Raw genomic sequence first — 16,827 nt, 5'->3', positions numbered from 1 at the left:
CTAGGGTTTTGTGAAAGCTTCGCACATATATACGGACAAGTGGGATGAGATCAACTAGGCGATGCCTCAACAAAACCCGACGTAATGATCAGTATGGGTATTTAGAATACTGACCCGACGCTCTTAGTATAAACCATTTTAACAAACAATAATGTAACCCAAGCTACAAAAATAGAACTTTTTAATATTAATTATTGATTGTTACTAACTATAATTATATACGATACTGTTTACAGATGAAACCCAGGGGTTATATATCGTATAATAGACATATAGAATGTTCTTGATGTAGGAGAAACGATGAAAGTCCTTTACGATACTATTTTAAAAGCAACATATATAGGTCGCCCGAATCGTTTTGTGGTGACTTTAGATTTGAATGGTGAAAGCATACTCGCTCATTTGCCAAATCCTGGTCGCATGTGGGAGCTTTTGTTTACGGGGGTAACGATGTACATCGTCCCTCACGACAAGCCAGATGCAAAGACGAAATACCGCGTGATAGGTATAGAACGTGATGGCGTTGTTATCATGCTCGACACAAACTACAGCAACGATGTGGCGCAATATTTAATCGAAAATAAACGTATCCCTGGTTGGGAGGAGTGGCGCGTAGTGAGACGGGAGTATGCGGTTAAACTACACGGCACATCATCTCGCTTTGACTTGCTCCTCACCAATGATAAGGGCGATGAGTTCTTACTAGAGGTTAAGTCCTGTACTTTGTTCTCCAAGACGGGAGCCATGTTCCCTGATGCGATTACAGAGCGAGGCCGCAAGCATTTATTGCATCTGAAAGAGTTGCAAAATGAAGGCTACCACACAGGTGTTCTGTTCCTCGTGCAATGGGATCAAGCACAGTGGTTCTTGCCAGATTATCATACGGATTTGAAATTTGCCCGTACTTTTAAAGAGGTAGCACCTTTTTTAGATTGGAAAGCCGTTGCTGTGGCTTGGGATGAAACTTTCACCATGCCTACGGTGACACACGAATGTTCCTATCCTAGTAGTATCCTCGACACAGAGGCTCATGATAGTGGCGTGTATGTGATGGTCATGAACCTCGATCACGATTTAGATCTCGAAATCGGTTCTAAAGGGATAATGCATTTCAAATCTGGTTACTATATGTACGTTGGCTCTGCGAAGGCAAATTTGACGAAACGCATTGAACGTCATAAACGAAAACGGAAGAAAATGCACTGGCATTTAGATTACTTCCGAGGTCACTGCGAAATGATAGCAGGCTTGCCAATACGTACCAGTGGGCGACCGCAGGCTATGACAATTTCCGCTCAGGAACGGCAGAAAGGTAAATTTTATGATGATTCGGCTGCTCGTGAAAGTGCAGATGTAGATCTAACTAAAATTGACGTAGAATGTGCTCTCGCTGATGCGGTGCGAGCTATTGCGGAATGGAATGTACCGAATTTTGGGTGCAGCGACTGTGAGTGCAACAGCCATTTATTCGGAATGAGCGAAAACCCGATACACAATCAATTCTTTATGAATGTAATAGAAAATTACAGGATGAATATGCTAGATGAACTAGTTAATAGGTAATTATTATTGATGGGGCCCGAGAACTATATACATAATTAATTAAAAAGTGCTATTACCTATCTCTTCGCTCCATAGTGACCTAAGTCGCTCATCAATAGGTAATAGCCCTTTTTAATACGCTAGTTATAAAGGTGTCCCATCAATAATAATATAGTCCTATCCATAGTTATCCCAGCATATTCATTCTATAGTTTTTACATAGAGAGAGGGGAGGTTTTGTGTATGAGGTTGTTTAGGTATGTGTTGTTAGGTATCGTTGGTGTTTGTAGTGTTGTGTTGAGTGGTTGTTCTTTCATTTGGACGACGGAGAATGGTGATCCTGCGACACCAGAGGATATCAAGTCTAGCGTGGAGAAGGAGTTTTCGGTTGTGCATCCGAATCTTGTTCTTCAGTCATCTGTGGTGGAGAAGGAGAAGCCATTCCAGCGAAATGTGTATGTGTTTTATGATGAAAGTAATGGTATTTCCTTTACTACAAATTCTGTAGTCAAGTGGCCAACATTGCCGGCCCCTGGTGGCGAGCGAAAAAATGATGCGGATTTTGCGTATTCACAAGCGTATTTAGTTCATTTGAATGGTTCGTTAGTGGAACGTGCTAAGCAGTATGGCATACGGATGGCGACGCACGAGGAAGCCTTGGAGCTAGCTAAGTCTAAAGCGACACGTGTAGCAGGTACTAATAAGATATCTCTATTCACATATGATGAGATTATCTTTGTAGACGAATCTGTAAAGGGTGGAGATATTCTAACCTTTATGAAATCTATATATAGCCTGTATAAACCGCAAGACAACCCAGCGTTATTGCACCCTCGTTCTGATAGAAGCGTAGGCTTTTATTATCTACCAAAAGGAGAAGCGGACAAAACAAAAGCTAAGTATTTGATCGCCTTTCGATTTATGGCAAAAAATGATTGGAAAGAAACCATGCTAACAGGTATTGGTAGTACTGGTAACGACACTTCGGCTGTAGAACGAGACTTTGCTAGCATTTTAGATGATATGATACAACATGCGGTGCATTAACTTTGAGAGCTATGGTAATATACATTGAAAAATGATAGCTCGATATAACCGATATTTAGTATGTAAATAGACATAAAAGATAGCGTTAACACCTTAAAAATGCTATAATTATATGATGAATTAGTATCAGTGTTAGTAAAATGAGGTGAGATTGTGGCAGACCAACAATGGTCCCACGGGAATATTCATCCCGTTCAGATTGATAAAGAAATGAAGAATGCGTACATCGATTATGCAATGTCCGTAATCGTAATGCGTGCGCTTCCAGATGTGCGCGATGGCTTGAAACCAGTACATCGTCGTATTTTGTATGCGATGCACGAAACAGGCATGACGCCAAATAAACCGTACAAGAAATCCGCTCGTATCGTCGGTGACGTACTCGGTAAGTATCATCCACATGGTGATAGTTCCGTTTACGATGCGACGGTTCGTTTGGCGCAAGATTTCAATACGCGCTACCTCTTGGTAGACGGTCACGGTAACTTTGGCTCCATCGACGGCGATAGTGCCGCTGCGATGCGTTATACCGAAGTACGTATGGCGAAGATTACAACAGAAATGCTTGCCGATATCGACAAGGAAACTGTTGATTTCATGCCGAACTATGATGAAAGCTTGCAAGAACCAACTGTATTGCCAGCGAAGATTCCTAATCTTCTCATCAATGGTTCCAGCGGTATCGCCGTAGGGATGGCGACAAATATTCCACCACATAACCTCAACGAGGTATGTAATGGCCTAGCGATGCTCATCGACAATCCGGATGTGACTGTAGATGAATTGATGACCGCTATTAAAGGTCCAGACTTCCCAACTGGAGCGCTCATTTTGGGCCGAGAAGGCATCAAAAAAGCGTATTCTACAGGTCGTGGTAGCGTTAAAATGCGTGCTCGTGCGACCATCGAAGAGATGTCTAAGGGAAAGCATAAAATCGTAGTGACTGAGATTCCGTACCAAGTTAATAAGGCTCGCGTTATCGAAACAATTGCGAACTTGAGCCGTGATAAGGTTATTGATGGCATTACAGCACTTCGCGATGAATCTGACCGCCAAGGTATGCGCATCGTTATCGAATTACGGGCTGACGTGCAACCAGACATCGTACTTAACAAATTATATAAACACACTCAACTTCAAGAAACATTCGGCGTGATTATGCTCGCTCTCGTAGATGGACATCCTCGCGTATTGAATTTGAAAGAAGTATTGGGTTACTACTTAGATCATCGTCTAGATGTTATCGTACGCCGCACTCAATTCGAGCTTAACAAAGCCGAAGCGCGTGCTCATATCTTGGAAGGCTTGTTGATTGCCCTCGACCACATCGATGAAGTAATCGCTACAATCCGCAGTTCCCAAACTGACGAAATTGCACGCAATGCATTAATGCAAAAATTCGGGCTTTCAGAAAAACAAGCGGTTGCCATCCTCGACATGCGTTTACGCCGTTTAACAGGCTTGGAACGCGAGAAAATCGAAGAGGAATACAAGGAATTGTTGGCATTGATCGAAGATTTGAAAGCTATCTTGGCTAACGAAGCGCGTCAACGACAAATTATCAAAGACGAACTCGATGATATGAAGAAAAAATACGGCGACCCTCGTCGTTCTGAAATCACCATCGATACGTCCGACCTTGATGTAGAAGACCTCATTGCTGACGAAGAAATGGTTATTACCTTGACTAAACAAGGTTACATCAAACGCATGAACGCGAACGTATATCGCAACCAACATAAAGGCGGCGCTGGCGTTATCGGTATGAAGACGAAGGAAGATGATTATGTAACGCAAATTATGCATGTGCGGACCCATAATACATTGTTATTCTTCACATCTACAGGCCGTGCATATCGCCTCAAGGCGTACGAAGTGCCGGAAGCAGGCTCCCGCAACTCTCGTGGTACCGCTATGGTTAACGTATTGCCACTCGCAGTAGGCGAATCCGTTACGACTATGATCGACCTTGAACGGGTCCATGAAGATGTAAATTTATTCATGGTCACTGAGTTCGGCGTTGTAAAACGTACAGCTATTGAAGAATACCGCAATATCCGTCGTTCTGGTCTCAATGCGATTAATCTCGACGAAGGCGATCGTTTGATTTCCGTTAACGTAACGACTGGCAACCAAGACATCTTGATTGGCACTAAGTTGGGTATCGCTATTCGCTTCAGCGAGCACGATGTGCGCCTCATGAAACGGGCAGCTCACGGCGTGCGCGGTATTAAATTAAATGCAGGCGACGTGGTTGTAGGCGCTGGTGTTCTTAATACTGATGAAAGTGAAGCACAAGTGTTTACTATCTCTGAAGAAGGTTTTGGTAAACGCAATGATGCGGAAGCTTATACATTGCAAAAACGCGGTGGTAAAGGCTCTAAGAACTTCAAGATTACTAACAAAACCGGCGATGTAGTAGCCGTAGAGGTTGTTCATAACGATGACGAAGTCATGCTTATCTCTGAGCAAGGTAAAATCATCCGCTTCAATATGAATGACATCGCTGTGAAGAAGGGCAAAGCTATCTCTGGTGTGAAAACACAAAACCTCGACGAAGGTGATAAGGTAGCTAGTATTGCTGTTATTCCAGGCGCTGAAATCGAAGAAGAAGTAGAATAATATAAAACACTATATAACTATTAAGTAACCATGGGCGATCATCTTAGATGGTCGCCTCTAGTGTTGAGGAGTTTAAAAATGAAAAAATGGCTAGCTGCTATGTTTGCAGCAGGAGTTTTCTTTGTAGGTGGCTTTGGTCAAGCTAGTGCTGCTGACTGGTACTATATCGATGCTGATGCTGACGATGCGGCATGGTTTATTGACAACTCTTCTGTATATAAAACAGATGATGCGGCTACAGTACTTGTTAAAATTAACAATGTAGAAGGCTTTACATATATCTACACAGTACGGATCGATCGCAAAGAAAAAACATGGACAGAACTTGATACAACAGTATATAGCAATGCTGGTATAGCATTGCTATCCAGTAAAGAAGCACAAAAACCTACGAAAATTGAACCGGATACCATGGGGGCGGAAGTTATGCAGGCCCTATGGGGTAAATAATCCAACAATTTAATAGAAGCTGATATTCGCTCTGTCTATTTAGATACTCAGAACGTATAAGTAGCCCCGAACTATCCTGAAAGCCTCCATAGTGACCTAAGTCGTTTTCAGAATAGTTCGGGGCTTTCTATATTATTAGTACTCTTACAGAGCGAATATTCATATTCAATCGTGTCAGATTCATTTTTTTCATACAGAGAGAATATTCCAAGGTGAGTGTGTTTTTGTTTTAGGTAGGTGTGTTATTGAATAGATATGACAAAGAGGCTGTAATTAAAACTTAGTTTTAATTACAGCCTCTGGATTAGATTGTATTAACTATTATGATGGGAAAATTTAAATACTTCTTTTAAACTTATAATAACCAGAATTAGTGTAATTCCCCATCCAATTCGAGTTGCTAATAATAAATCATTTGACCAGATATTTAAGCAAGTTGCACCAATAGCTGAACCGATTGAAATCGCAACATTTTGCAGCATTCGTTGCAAAGCTCCTGTACTTCCTTGGATTTCCATAGGACTGGCTTGCATAATACTGGCAATATTAGCAGGTTGAAAGTATCCTCCACCAATACCGTAGATGAATAATCCTAATGTTAAGAGTTGATAAGGCCAGTTAGGATTGATCAGTAAGAGAAAAATCAAGGATATGATAATAATACTTAGACCAATATGGCTAAATAGCTTATTTTTATTGCCGTTATTGATTTTACTGGATATTCTTGAAAAAAGCACCAGCCCTGTAGGAGCTCCTAGAACAAGAAATCCAGTTTGCCCCACTTCTAGATGATATGATTGTTCAAAAATGAAGGGGGGAAGTAAAAAGATCATTGCAGAGGCAAAGCCAAAAGTAACTGTTTGAAAAAGGTAAGAGATTACTTGAGGATTATTTTTTAATCCTTTGATATCGATAAGTGCGTGTTTGTTCTTAAGTTCCACATAGTAAAATATAATTCCGAGCAACAAGCTAGATAGTATCAGGATTATACCAACTACAAATAGATGTGATTTGTTTAATAAAGATAATCCTAATAAGAGAGAAACTAACATGAGAGTGTTTATAGTAATTCCAAGCATATCTAATTGTCGGTTGTTGTTTTTTTCGGAGAGTTTATTGAGAAGGAAATTATTACATGCAATTCCGAGAATTACAAAAGGAATATTTATCAAAAAAATAAGTTGCCAGAAACTTAAAGAAAGTATAATCCCGCCTAAAGAAGGCCCTAGGATGGGGCCTAGACCAATCATAATTCCTAGAATACCAATAGAGCTATTTTTACGTTTTTCAGACACTAAAGTTGTAATTAGTGCGGCAGAAGTAGCTTGTAAAGCAGCGGCTCCTATGCCTTGAAAAATTCGTCCAATAATCAATAAATTGATATTGTTAATTAAGCCACAAAATAGAGAACTCAGACCAAAAAGCATGAATCCTAAATAAGAAATTTTTAATTTTCCAAATTTATCGCTTAATACGCCTAAAGGTAGGATAGAGATAGCTAAAGCTAAAGTATAACCAGTTATTGTGAAGGCTGCAATATCAGTTGAAGTTTGAAACTGTTCTTTTAAAAAGGGTAATGCTATATTGATAATTCCTGTATCAAGAGTGGATAATAACATTCCCATACCTGCAACAATTGTTATGAGTAAATCTTGCAATTGTTTATTCATAAAGATTTCTCCTTTTCTTTAAAACTATTAAGTATAATATAATAAGTCTAAAGTCTATAATCAAACGATTCAAAAAATATCGAATCGTTCAGGAGGATGTTTATGGCTATTAGAATTCGGTTTAGCGATTATGCTTTGAAAACAAATGAAACGTTGATACAAAGAATACAATTTGTGTATTCCCCTCTAAATGAACTTTTTAGAAGTTTACATGTTCTTCTAAATCCTCGCCATCATGGAACTAATATTGACTGGGTGATTGAGATACAAGATAAACTTACTGAAGAATTTTATGAGAATCTTCATTATTTCCAACTTTTTTATGAACTTGGGGTCTCTCCTATTTTGCTTTGTAATTTTCGCTCTCATATGACAACGATTGAAGAGGAAATACAAAATTTAAAGGAATTTCTTGCTAATTATTCAACTATTCGATTAATTGAGTATTTGGAGAGAATAGTAGATGATAGAGAAAATGCCTTTATTCCAACATTAGCTAAAGGACTAGAGTGGAAAGATTTTTCTTTAAATGAAAATGATCAATTGCTTAAAGATTTGAGACGAAATGCTACAAGTGTTTACAGGAGACTTTTTTCTTTTATTGATTGGTATAGAAAATCAATTTTTGATGATACTTGGAAAGAAAAATCAATTGAGCAAAAGCTTTTAATTGAAATACAAAAGCAATCTTCATTTTTGAGGGAAAAAGGTTTTATAGAGATGTTTAATCATTTACAAATTGATCGAATCCATTGGGAAAAAGATGCCTTATCCATTATTAAACCTTTTGACCAAGAGATTCATTTAAAGGATAGCGATTCTATTATGTTGTTACCAAGCTATTTTATTTGGCCACATCTGTTTGTTGAACCTTTTAATCAAGGAATTGCTATTACTTATGATATTATGGAGCAACCAAGTTACTATAACTCCACGCCGGAGGAATTAGTTACTATTTTTAAAGCTTTGAGTGATTCAGTGCGGCTACAAATTATGAACTATATTTTGGAGAAACCATGTACGACGCAGTCTTTAGCACAAATTTTATTAATGACTGATTCAAGTGTATCGAGACACTTACAAATTTTAAAAGATGCAAAGTTATTGAAAGCAAGAAAAGTGAAGAAGTTTGTTTTATATGAACCGACAGAGTTAGTTACTCAACTTATGCCAAATTTCTATCGCTTCTTTCGAAATTAAGAGAAGATGAATTATCATGTTGTGGGTTGATAGAGATAGTTTTCATATAACATTTAGTTTTCCCTTATATACTAATTTGTATATTTTTGTATTTTCTTTGAGAGGTATTAATATGAAAAAAACATTGGCAGCTGTTTTGGCAGCAGGTGCATTATTAATCGGCGGTATTGGTAGTGTTGATGCGGCTAATTGGTATACAGTAGGCACTGATAGCAATGGTGTTACTTGGTCTATCGACAATGATTCTGTTAAAAAAGACGATAAAAAAGCGGTAATGGACATTAAAGCTATGGACTACGAAGGTTACCACTACATCGTGACTGAAGAGTTCAATCATAAAAAACGGGAAGTTAAAGATCTTAAGGTGACTCTTTATAACCCACAAGGTTATGTTGTGAAAGAGGAACAAGTTAATAAAGATAGCCGTAAAGTTGAGCCAGGTACGCCTGCGTACGCTGTATTCCAACTTATTTGGGGCGGTAAATAATTGAATCCTACAGATGAGTACACTGTTAATTAGTACAGGCTTGTCTAGATTGAATGATTTTGTGAAAGCTTCACTTGCGCACGTTCTCCTATGGAGGGCGTGCGTTTTTTTGTACGCCGAATAGGCATGACTAAACCCCCAGTTAAACTGGGGGTCAGTAAAATTTCTTAGAGAAAAGGAAAGAACCTCCTAGTGCTAAAATGGAGTTGGTCTGGCAACCACAACATTTCAACATAGGAGGTTCAATGTCAATGAATGACGTAAAAAGCTTATCACATAGTAAATGGAGATGTAAATATCATATTGTTTTTGCTCCAAAGTATAGAAGGCAAATAATTTATGGTCGGATAAAAGCTGATGTAGGTAAAATTCTAAGAGATTTATGTAAGAGAAAAAATGTAGAAATTATCGAGGCAGAATGCTGTCCGGATCATATACATATGCTAGTAACAATTCCACCACATTTAAGCGTATCAAGTTTTATGGGATATTTAAAAAGCAAAAGTAGCCTCATGATATTCGATAAACACGCAAATTTAAAATATAAGTATGGAAATAGACATTTTTGGTGTAGAGGATATTATGTGGATACGGTGGGAAGATATGAAGGAGCGATAAAAGAGTATATTCGCAATCAGTTACAAGAAGATATAGCACAAGATACATTAAACTTTAAAGAATATACCGACCCGTTTACGGGTGAGCCGGTAAAATAGGCAAAATAAAAGCCCCCGAGTAGGGGGCAGCCAGTGGTAATAGAGTGGTTGTCAGATCATTCAATGCCCTCTTTAGAGGGCCACCACTAGAGAAAGACCCTTATAGGGTCAGGGCAAACCACCCGTTCTACGGGTGGTTATGATTATGTGAATTATTTATTGTTTCATGGTAAAATGTGATTTATATTACACTTTTTCGGAGATTTTGTGCAAAAGTGTAACAATTCTACATAGTATAAACTTTCACTATAGCGTATACTATAGGTAAGATGCAGAAGTATGGCTTGGGCGCAGTGCTCCGTAGTTTGGCATATTTCGCCCCAATAGGTTTGGTAGTTATAGTTTGTTAGAGGAGGTCCTCATGTCTCAATACGAATTTATCGATAAACGCGTGCCGATTGCACTAGACAATCCATCCATTTATCACGACATTTCCAAGTGTAAAAACTGTACGTTATGCCGTCGCGCTTGTGCGGATGTAATGAGCGTACTTGATTACTACGACCTTGATGCAAATGGCGATGTGCCTGTATGTATCCATTGCGGTCAATGTGCGGCAGCATGCCCATTCGACTCCATGCATGCTAAATCCGAGCTTGAAAAGGTAAAAGCAGCCCTTGCAGATCCTGAAAAAATCGTCGTAATCCAAACGGCTCCGGCTGTTCGTGTAGCCATTGGTGAAGGCTTCGGTTATGAACCTGGCACATTCTTGGAAGGCAAAATGGTTGGTGCCTTGCGTGCACTTGGTGCAGACTATGTAGTAGATACTAACTTTGGTGCGGACTTAACCATTATGGAGGAAGCATCCGAGCTTGTAGAACGCCTTAAAAACGGTGGTCAAATTCCTCAGTTTACAAGCTGCTGCCCAGCGTGGGTTCGCTTTGCGGAAATCTACTTCCCTGAATTGATTCCTAACTTGTCTTCCACACGTTCTTGTATCGCTATGGAAGCGGCCATGATTAAAACGTACTTTGCAGAGAAAAAAGGCATCGATCCTCGTAATATCGTATCCGTATCTGTAAACCCTTGTACGGCTAAAAAAGCAGAAACGAAACGGGAAGAAGAAAATGCGGCGGCTCGTTACCATAATGATGAATCCCTTGGCATGGATACAGATATTTCCATCACAACTCGTGAGTTCATCCGTTGGATCCAAGAGGAAAACCTCGACTTCAATGCCGTTGAAGATTCCCAATTTGATGACTTAATCGGTATGGAAACTGGCGCATCCATCATCTTCGGTAACACTGGTGGGGTTATGGAAGCGGCGATGCGTACGGCTTACAAGCTCATCACTGATAAAGAGCCACCTCCATATGCGTTGACTCATCTCGAAGACGTTCGCGGTATGGAAGGTGTAAAAGAGGCAACTGTTCAATTGGGTGATGATGTAACATTGTCGGTTGCTGTTGTTCATGGCGGTAAAAATACACGTGACTTCTTGAATGCATTGAAAGACAGTGGCAAACACTACGACTTCATCGAAGTTATGGCGTGCCCAGGTGGCTGTATTGGTGGCGGTGGTCAACCGCGCACTAAATTGCCTCAAGCAGTTAAAACTAAGGAAGCCCGTATCGGCGGTCTTTACGAAGCTGACGAAAACTATAAATGGGTTGCGTCCTATGAAAATGAAGAAATCCAAACATTGTACAAAGATTTCTTAGGCGAACCATTGGGCCATAAGGCACACGAACTTTTACATACACACTACACAAATCGTAGTGCAGTTCTTGGTACTCGTAAAGATGTAACACCTGAAACATGCCCAACATCCCCTAAATTCAAAGGCTAATGATAGCCGATTGCTTGAATATGGTGCAAGATGGTGTTGACTATGTGCCAGTAAAGAAAGAAAAATTTAAAGGTTAATAATAGTCGATTACTCAAACAGCAGGCTGTTATAAAGTAATCAAATGTTTATACACTCATAGTAGCGTTAGCCATTTAGGGTATAACAACATAAAATAGAAAATCCTACGGGTCATGAGTGACTTGATACTCACGTAGCCTTTTGTTACAGTGCGGTCACTTTTTAAACGATTCGTAGGATTTTTTTATATAATTATTCAAAATTCACATATTTTTACTGTATAACTTTATTATAATAATTCAGTATAAAAAAATTATTTTATTATGAGGAAAAGATGAATCATTTAGTGTATAATATAAAAATATACTGTACGGATCAAGAGGGGACTTATGGGTGTTGCATTGGGAGAGCAACATAGAAAGCCCATAATATTCATAATATTGCGTAAGCATTAAGGAGCTTTTAGGAGAGATGAACCAGTTTTTTCGGCGGGTCCTGAGTGGCATCGCCTTATTAGTTGCTGTCGTTGGTACAACTGGATGCCAACATGAGAGTCAGGCAGAACAAGAAACGGTACGAACCGTATCGTACCGTGCCGTCATGGAGTCCGACAAGCCGGTTTCTGAAAAGGTGGACACTTGGCTTGCGGCCATGTCTCAAGAGGATAAGGTGGGGCAGCTGATGATGATCAGCCTTCATGGCAGTACGATAGGACAATCCCAAAAGGATGTGATCCGAAAATACCGTGTCAGTGGCGTTATGCTAACGAATGAAAATCTTATTAATAAGAACCAAGTGAAAACTTTCACCAGCGATATTATGCAAACGGCGATAACCTCTAGCATGGTGACACCTTATATTGCGGTGCATCGTGATCGCATATTGCATGGGAATGAAAGTTTCTTGCGGTTGCCGAAGCCCAATCGGTGGGGGCAATTGCCTATGGATCGTATCATCAACTTGGCCACGCGATCTGCTATTGAAATGCGGGATATGGGTTTTAACCTAGTTATTGGGCCTAATGCTAATCTTGGTGTACCTAATATGTCCTATACATCCGATCCCACGTGGGCAGGCCATATAAACCTTGCCATGGTGGAGCGTTACCAAATTAATCATATGTGGTTCGCTTATAACTACTTTCCGGCGGTGACCTTAGGGGATGCGTCCTTTGGATCTGCTAATGAGGCGAAAGCGTATCTCAGCAATAATGATGTAGCCGTCTTTAAACGTCTCATTGCACAGACGACGGCGAATAGCTATATGCTCGTGATGAGCCATATTCAAATTCCCGCTATCGATAACGAGAATTTGGCGAGCTCCTCTAAGGCGATTATTGATGGTTGGCTTCGCAAGGAGCTTGGCTATAAAGGTATCGTTATGACAGACCGTATCGATGTGGGTGCGTTGCAATCCAATCAAAAGATAGGCGATTACGCTGTGGCCTCTATCTTGGCGGGCAGTGATCTCATCCTTGTTGATGCGGATACGATTCATATCGATGAAGTCCATCGTGCGCTGACCCAGGCGGTGGCGGATGGAACGATTACGACCGAGCGCCTCAACGAATCAGTTAAGCGCATTTTATTGATGAAAATGCAAACTCAAATTGAACCATAAAATATGTAGATATATCAGATTATGTAATTAGATATTTATTATTAAGAAGCTTAGTATAAGAACATTCAGTAACAATTTAATATACTTTACATGCAAATGACGTGCTTACCAAAAGGTATAGCACGTCATTTTTAACATATATAGATTAAAATATAAAATATATAGTTTAATATGTATATCTTATAATGTATAACTTATATAACCATGCCTTATAGGATATGTTGATATCAAACATATCTGGGAATAAAGTAATCATAAGGCCTTTTATGATAGTAAGGTAATACGTATCACATGAAAGCTCTGATTTGATGGGTAAAAAAATTAACATAATAAAAAGCTATGTTAACTATATGAAAAAAAGTTTAATAATGATTTAAAATTATGATATAATAATTTCCGTAAATAGTTGGAGGTGAGTATATGAATTTTGTGGGACGTGCTGAGATTATAGAGAGTATCCAGTCCCGTATTGCATTGGGCCGAATGAGTTTATGTGTTGTATATGGCCCTCATCGCAGTGGTAAATCCTATGTGGCTTCGCAGCTTGTACGCCGTCATAAGGCGGTATACTTGGCGGGGCGCATGGCTAATGAATCAGTCCATGTGGCTGATATAAATAGAGCGCTAGAGGCACGTTTTGTTCCTGCTGATGCTCAAGACAAGTTTGAGCCTGTAGAGACCTTGCATGAGGCCTTTGTAAGACTTTTTGAAAGTAGTGTGAAAACACCTCAAACTGTGGTGATTGATGATTATCCTGCCTTGGTAGAGGCTGTATCTCAGTTTCCAATTCACTTGCGCGATTTATTAGATACCTATAAAGATACGAGTCGTTTGAACATCATTTTGATGGCGAATGGCATGGAACAGCTCGATGGCCGTATCATTGGCAATCGCAGCCTTATCGGACCTTTCGTGTCCGAATATCTCGAGGTGAAACCATTTTCCTTGGTTGATATGAAATCCTTGGGCCTTCACTATGCAAAGGATGATTTGCGCACCGTCTTTGCCGTAACCGGTGGGTTACCTGCCTATGTGCAATACTTTGATAATGGTGAAAGCATCGATACGAATATTATTAATTTGTTCTTCTCAGTAACGGGAGCTCTCTTTGAAGAAACACAATATATCTTGCATCGAGATATGAAAAATATAACGGGTGCCAATGCCATTTTAACGGGTCTTGCTAGCTTGGAAAGACCGTACTACGTGGAGCTTTTACAAGAAAGCCAAATTAAAAGTGGCACGTTCACATCTCGTTTGAACGATCTTATGTCCATGGGGCTCGTGGGCCGCATTCAGGCAAGTAGTCGTGGGAACGCGAAGTACGCGGATTACCATTTCACGAACAGTATGTTCCATTTCTGGTACCGCTATGTATATAAATACTGGGGAGACATCGTGCGCGGTTATGGTGCTGATGTATATTATAATCATGTAAAACCGCAGCTAAACGACTTTGTTCAAGCCGCGTGTATTGCGGTTTAAGTAGACAATTTCAGATTGAATACTATTATTTAAAGATTGAATACTATTACCCAATGATAGTATATATTTCCTCTAAAAAATGACACCACATTACATATGTGGTGTCATTTTTAGTAATTGTACGCCGAATAGGCATGACTAAACCCCCAGTTAAACTGGGGGTCAGTAAAATTTCTTAGAGAAAAGGAAAGAACCTCCTAGTGCTAAAATGGAGTTGGTCTGGCAACCACAACATTTCAACATAGGAGGTTCAATGTCAATGAATGACGTAAAAAGCTTATCACATAGTAAATGGAGATGTAAATATCATATTGTTTTTGCTCCAAAGTATAGAAGGCAAATAATTTATGGTCGGATAAAAGCTGATGTAGGTAAAATTCTAAGAGATTTATGTAAGAGAAAAAATGTAGAAATTATCGAGGCAGAATGCTGTCCGGATCATATACATATGCTAGTAACAATTCCACCACATTTAAGCGTATCAAGTTTTATGGGATATTTAAAAAGCAAAAGTAGCCTCATGATATTCGATAAACACGCAAATTTAAAATATAAGTATGGAAATAGACATTTTTGGTGTAGAGGATATTATGTGGATACGGTGGGAAGATATGAAGGAGCGATAAAAGAGTATATTCGCAATCAGTTACAAGAAGATATAGCACAAGATACATTAAACTTTAAAGAATATACCGACCCGTTTACGGGTGAGCCGGTAAAATAGGCAAAATAAAAGCCCCCGAGTAGGGGGCAGCCAGTGGTAATAGAGTGGTTGTCAGATCATTCAATGCCCTCTTTAGAGGGCCACCACTAGAGAAAGACCCTTATAGGGTCAGGGCAAACCACCCGTTCTACGGGTGGTTATGATTATATATTTTCAGCAATTACCCTTTTAATCGCATACTTATGTTGTACTTTGGATAGAAATAAAGGCTCAAATATAACAGAATATAGGGAAATTCCAAGGAATTGCGGATTTGTCAAAACACTCTTTCCGCGGTATTGTGTACATAAGCGCTATGCCATGGCAGGAAAGGGGATTTATGTTATATACCAACGAAGAACCTTTAGTACAAAGAACATGTATTAAAACTGCAAACCTACAACATGACAACTATCAGTCAAAAAAATTAGAAACACAGGCATTACCATCTCATTCTTTATTATCGAAAGCTGATGAGTCTAGCCGAAGTATTCCAGAGAAACTGAAATTACAGACCCTCGTCTGTGGTCATCAAGTTTTATCGTCCTTGTCGGACAAGAGTCTCGTGTCCATTTGTCAGAAGCCAAATATGAGGATTCAGACGGTAGGGTATCAACCGTGGTCCGTTGATGAGCTTCGTCATGATGCGGCACAAATCGAGCTCTGTCGCAGGTATCGACCGCTCATCTTGCACTATACGAATCGCATGGGAAACCGTGAGTTCCGTGAGGACGTAGAGAGCTATCTTTGGGCCATCCTCATAGAATCGATTTATAGCTTTGATTTGGACGGACCCGTACCGTTCGCAGGCTTTGTGAAAGCTGGCATCATGTACGGTTACATGAGGTACTGGAAGCGGGAGCGATTGCGTTATCGCCGTGAAATTCACATCCCAGATCGTACCACCGATGATGGAGAAGTCGCCTTTGGTATGGATATCTTCGCATCTGGCGAGAATGTGGCGGATATGGTAATGAGTGCCGACGAAGAGCATAGATTGCGAGCACGCCTCGTATGGGCCTTAGGCAGACTATCTCCTGATCAACGGGACCTACTGCGCCGTGTCTATGGTGAGTGTCAAAGCTTGGTATCGGTTAGTGAAGAGTTGAATTGCAGCCGCCAAGCCATCCAACGGCGTCACGAACGAGCTATTCGAAAGCTGCGTAGATATTTGAGTACGGACTTTGAAGACTTGCATATACATTAGTTATTATAATTTAATTTCTTATTTATATCCTATATATTGCATATTTCTTTTAATCTCGATTAACGAATATACATAAAATATGCAATTCTCAATTTAAATGAGAAAATAATGACACATAAAGGTATATATAACTTTTACAAGATCATAAAGTCTTTAATTATACATAAACTTCTATAGTTTTGTATATATATTTACAAATTATACAGGCTGATATACAATTAAGTCAGCAGCAGATTAAAGCATGCTAATCTGCTTTCACAGAACACGT

General features: G+C 39.6%; 13 protein-coding genes. 12 read left to right on the top strand and 1 reads right to left on the bottom strand.

The window, feature by feature from the left end; all coding sequences use genetic code 11:
* The first annotated feature begins 300 nt into the window (after positions 1-300).
* The 4 genes from sfsA to FNLLGLLA_RS09660 all read left to right on the top strand — a co-directional run bounded on the left by sfsA (position 301) and on the right by FNLLGLLA_RS09660 (position 5,661).
* Entirely contained in the window at positions 301-1,563 is a 1,263-nt protein-coding gene (gene sfsA / locus FNLLGLLA_RS09675; protein ID WP_174892424.1) for a DNA/RNA nuclease SfsA, read from the top strand.
* 222 nt (positions 1,564-1,785) lie between these two features.
* Positions 1,786-2,589 (top strand): hypothetical protein, encoded by an 804-nt coding sequence (locus tag FNLLGLLA_RS09670; protein ID WP_021148787.1) that lies wholly within the window; start codon positions 1,786-1,788, stop codon positions 2,587-2,589.
* 153 nt (positions 2,590-2,742) lie between these two features.
* Positions 2,743-5,211, top strand: a complete 2,469-nt coding sequence (gene gyrA, locus FNLLGLLA_RS09665; protein ID WP_021148786.1) for a DNA gyrase subunit A — start codon at positions 2,743-2,745, stop codon at positions 5,209-5,211.
* Positions 5,212-5,289: 78 nt separating this feature from the next.
* A complete protein-coding gene (locus tag FNLLGLLA_RS09660) occupies positions 5,290-5,661 on the top strand; it encodes a hypothetical protein (protein ID WP_004694430.1) in 372 nt (123 codons plus the stop codon).
* 314 nt (positions 5,662-5,975) lie between these two features.
* On the opposite strand, the gene FNLLGLLA_RS09655 is transcribed toward FNLLGLLA_RS09660, so the two are convergent.
* On the bottom strand, positions 5,976-7,331 hold the full coding sequence (locus FNLLGLLA_RS09655) for an MFS transporter (protein ID WP_123138233.1): 1,356 nt from the start codon (positions 7,329-7,331) through the stop codon (positions 5,976-5,978).
* A gap of 102 nt (positions 7,332-7,433) precedes the next feature.
* Between FNLLGLLA_RS09655 and FNLLGLLA_RS09650 the strand changes: the two genes are divergently transcribed.
* From FNLLGLLA_RS09650 to FNLLGLLA_RS09615, 8 genes are all read left to right on the top strand, one after another.
* Positions 7,434-8,531, top strand: a complete 1,098-nt coding sequence (locus FNLLGLLA_RS09650; RefSeq protein WP_123138232.1) for an ArsR/SmtB family transcription factor — start codon at positions 7,434-7,436, stop codon at positions 8,529-8,531.
* Between the two features lie 112 nt (positions 8,532-8,643).
* Positions 8,644-9,018, top strand: coding sequence for a hypothetical protein (locus FNLLGLLA_RS09645; RefSeq protein WP_156697370.1), 375 nt, complete (start codon positions 8,644-8,646; stop codon positions 9,016-9,018).
* 251 nt (positions 9,019-9,269) lie between these two features.
* Complete coding sequence (tnpA, locus tag FNLLGLLA_RS09640) at positions 9,270-9,734, top strand: IS200/IS605 family transposase (protein WP_038125930.1); 465 nt, start codon at positions 9,270-9,272, stop codon at positions 9,732-9,734.
* Positions 9,735-10,095: 361 nt separating this feature from the next.
* Entirely contained in the window at positions 10,096-11,526 is a 1,431-nt protein-coding gene (locus FNLLGLLA_RS09635; RefSeq protein ID WP_156697369.1) for a [FeFe] hydrogenase, group A, read from the top strand.
* A 489-nt stretch (positions 11,527-12,015) separates the two neighbouring features.
* Positions 12,016-13,164: a glycoside hydrolase family 3 N-terminal domain-containing protein gene (locus FNLLGLLA_RS09630; RefSeq protein ID WP_156697368.1), complete on the top strand. Its 1,149-nt coding sequence runs from the start codon at positions 12,016-12,018 to the stop codon at positions 13,162-13,164.
* 420 nt (positions 13,165-13,584) lie between these two features.
* Entirely contained in the window at positions 13,585-14,649 is a 1,065-nt protein-coding gene (locus FNLLGLLA_RS09625) for an ATP-binding protein (RefSeq protein WP_156697367.1), read from the top strand.
* 259 nt (positions 14,650-14,908) lie between these two features.
* Positions 14,909-15,373 (top strand): IS200/IS605 family transposase, encoded by a 465-nt coding sequence (gene tnpA, locus FNLLGLLA_RS09620; RefSeq protein ID WP_038125930.1) that lies wholly within the window; start codon positions 14,909-14,911, stop codon positions 15,371-15,373.
* Positions 15,374-15,692: 319 nt separating this feature from the next.
* On the top strand, positions 15,693-16,559 hold the full coding sequence (locus FNLLGLLA_RS09615; protein ID WP_156697366.1) for a sigma-70 family RNA polymerase sigma factor: 867 nt from the start codon (positions 15,693-15,695) through the stop codon (positions 16,557-16,559).
* Positions 16,560-16,827: the final 268 nt, after the last annotated feature.

This window comes from Veillonella parvula (assembly GCF_902810435.1).
Classification (GTDB): Bacteria; Bacillota; Negativicutes; order Veillonellales; family Veillonellaceae; genus Veillonella.
The sequence above is the reverse complement of the archived record's forward strand: the minus strand, read 5'-3'. Positions and strand labels throughout refer to the sequence as shown.

Bases quoted from the DNA above. Each gene is read 5' to 3' on its own strand.
- sfsA (WP_174892424.1), top strand. From the start codon at position 301: ATGAAAGTCCTTTACGATACTATTTTAAAAGCAACATATATAGGTCGC.
- FNLLGLLA_RS09670 (WP_021148787.1), top strand. From the start codon at position 1,786: ATGAGGTTGTTTAGGTATGTGTTGTTAGGTATCGTTGGTGTTTGTAGT.
- FNLLGLLA_RS09660 (WP_004694430.1), top strand. From the start codon at position 5,290: ATGAAAAAATGGCTAGCTGCTATGTTTGCAGCAGGAGTTTTCTTTGTA.
- FNLLGLLA_RS09655 (WP_123138233.1), bottom strand. From the start codon at position 7,331: ATGAATAAACAATTGCAAGATTTACTCATAACAATTGTTGCAGGTATG.
- FNLLGLLA_RS09650 (WP_123138232.1), top strand. From the start codon at position 7,434: ATGGCTATTAGAATTCGGTTTAGCGATTATGCTTTGAAAACAAATGAA.
- FNLLGLLA_RS09645 (WP_156697370.1), top strand. From the start codon at position 8,644: ATGAAAAAAACATTGGCAGCTGTTTTGGCAGCAGGTGCATTATTAATC.
- tnpA (WP_038125930.1), top strand. From the start codon at position 9,270: ATGAATGACGTAAAAAGCTTATCACATAGTAAATGGAGATGTAAATAT.
- FNLLGLLA_RS09635 (WP_156697369.1), top strand. From the start codon at position 10,096: ATGTCTCAATACGAATTTATCGATAAACGCGTGCCGATTGCACTAGAC.
- FNLLGLLA_RS09630 (WP_156697368.1), top strand. From the start codon at position 12,016: ATGAACCAGTTTTTTCGGCGGGTCCTGAGTGGCATCGCCTTATTAGTT.
- FNLLGLLA_RS09625 (WP_156697367.1), top strand. From the start codon at position 13,585: ATGAATTTTGTGGGACGTGCTGAGATTATAGAGAGTATCCAGTCCCGT.
- tnpA (WP_038125930.1), top strand. From the start codon at position 14,909: ATGAATGACGTAAAAAGCTTATCACATAGTAAATGGAGATGTAAATAT.
- FNLLGLLA_RS09615 (WP_156697366.1), top strand. From the start codon at position 15,693: ATGTTATATACCAACGAAGAACCTTTAGTACAAAGAACATGTATTAAA.